Origin of the sequence: Cellulomonas septica, from assembly GCF_012396155.1 — a bacterium.
In the GTDB taxonomy this organism is placed as follows: Bacteria; Actinomycetota; Actinomycetes; order Actinomycetales; family Cellulomonadaceae; genus Cellulomonas; species Cellulomonas septica.
On record NZ_JAAXOY010000631.1, the window covers coordinates 1 to 2062 of the forward strand.

At 73.9% G+C, this 2062-nt stretch carries 2 protein-coding genes; both read left to right on the top strand.

Annotated features, from left to right (window positions below; genetic code table 11):
- On the top strand, positions 1 to 1502 hold a 1502-nt coding region (locus HGA02_RS17475; RefSeq protein ID WP_210728756.1), incomplete at its 5' end, for a DUF4012 domain-containing protein.
- Between the two features lie 89 nt (positions 1503 to 1591).
- Positions 1592 to 2062 (top strand): peptidase (locus tag HGA02_RS17480; RefSeq protein WP_168680493.1); only part of this gene is annotated, 471 nt, incomplete at its 3' end.

Genomic DNA, 2062 nt, shown 5'->3' on the forward strand with positions numbered 1-2062 from the left:
TGGGCGACCAGACAGGCGCCGTGCAGGTCGTCGCCGACGTCGTCGACAACCTCGCGCAGCACGGCCTCCCGCCGCTCGTCGACGCCGTCGCGCTCGTCGACCCCGCCGCGCTCGCGCCCGTCGACGGTCAGGTGGACCTCGACCCGCTGCGCAGGGCCGCGCCGCAGGTCGTCGGGGCCGACACCGCCGTGCAGGCCGCCGTGCAGCAGCTCGACGCGATCGACACCTCGCGCCTCGTCAGCCAGCTCGCCGGGCCCGTCGACGAGCTGCGCACGCAGGTCGACGACGTCGCCGCGACCACCGCGACCGCCGCGCGCGCCGCGACCCTGCTGCCCACGATGCTCGGGTCCGCCGAGCCGCGCACCTACCTCGTGCTCGTGCAGAACAACGCCGAGCCCCGCGCGACGGGCGGCATCCCGGGCACGGTCCTGGTGCTGCGCGCGCAGGACGGGCGCCTCGACGTCGTCGACCAGCGGCGCGGTGGCGACCTGTCCGGCCTCGCCGCGCCCGCGCTGCCGCTGAGCGACACCGAGGACGCGCTGTTCAGCCCGCTCGTCGGCACCGACATGCGCGACATCACGTTCACGCCGGACTTCCCGCGGTCCGCCGCGCTCGCGCGCGCGATCTGGCAGCAGGAGGTCGGGGGCGACGTCGACGGGGTGCTGTCCGTCGACCCCGGTGCGCTCGCGCTCGTCCTCGGGGCGACCGGTCCCGTCGGGCTGGCCGACGGCAGCACGCTGTCGCGCGACAACGCCGTCGCCGAGCTGCTCAACGGCGTGTACCTGCGGTTCGAGGACCCGGCCGACCAGGACGCGTTCTTCGCGTCGACCGCGGCGACCGTCTTCGGCGCCGTCGCCGGCGGCCAGGGCGACGCCGGTGCGGTCGTCGACGCGCTCGCGCAGGCCGCGCGCGAGGGCCGGCTCATGCTGTGGTCCGCGCACGCCGAGGAGCAGGAGCTGCTCGCGCCGACCGTCCTCGCGGGCGCGCTGCGCGGTCGCGACGGCGAGGACTCGCCCGTCGTCGGCGTCTACCTCAACGACGGCACGCAGGCGAAGATGGGCTACTACCTCGACCTCGACGTCGCGGGTGAGGTCGCGGAGTGCCGGCCCGACGGGTCGCAGGTCGTCGACCTCACCGTGACGCTCACGTCCACCGCGCCCGACGACGCCGCGACGCTCCCCGAGTACGTCGTCGGGCCCGACCGTGTCGTCCCGCCCGGCGAGGTCGCGACCAACGTCCTCGTGTATGCGCCGTCCGGGGGATTCGTCGAGACGGTGCGGGTGAATTCCGAGGAGTCGGGGGTCCTCGCCCAGGTGCACGACGAGCTCGGGGTGGTCGCGCGGACATTCACCCTCGCTCCCGGACAATCCGGCACTCTGGATCTCGAGATCGTCACCGGAAAGTCCTCCACGGGCGACGTCGTGGTGCGTTCCACGCCCTTGGCCAGCGGTTCCGGGCCCACGATCCTTGCTTCCGGTTGCTCCAGCGAATCGGTACGGTGACGCCGACCCATTTCCAGGGTCACAGGCGGGGAAACGCCCGAAAAGGTCATTCCGTGCCGTCGTCGTCCGTCCCATGCTGGGGGAGCACCATGAAGACCCGTCGCGCGCTCGTCACCGCTGCCGCCGCCGCAGCCCTCGTCCTCGCGCCGTCCGCCGCCTTCGGCTACGGCGCCGAGAACTACCAGGACAAGGGCACCGTCTCCGACTCGACGCCCGCCGCCGGCGAGGCCTTCAAGGTCACCGTCAAGGGCCCGGCGAAGACCAACGTCACGCTGACCGTCACGACGCCCGGGTCGGTCCCGGTCGACTCCGTGACGATCGCCGGCACGAAGTCGTTCACCAAGCTGACCGATGCCGCCGGCAACGCCGTCTTCTCCGTCACGCTCGCGCAGCCCGGCACGTTCTCGCTCGTCGTCACCGACGCGGCCTCCGGCGCCGTCCTGTCGACGCAGGCCGTCACCGTCGCCGGTGCCGCCGCCGCTGCCGGGACGCCCGCGGCCCTCAGCTCGACCGGCTCGAACGCCCTGCCGATCGCCGCGGGTGCGGGCGCGCTGCTCGCC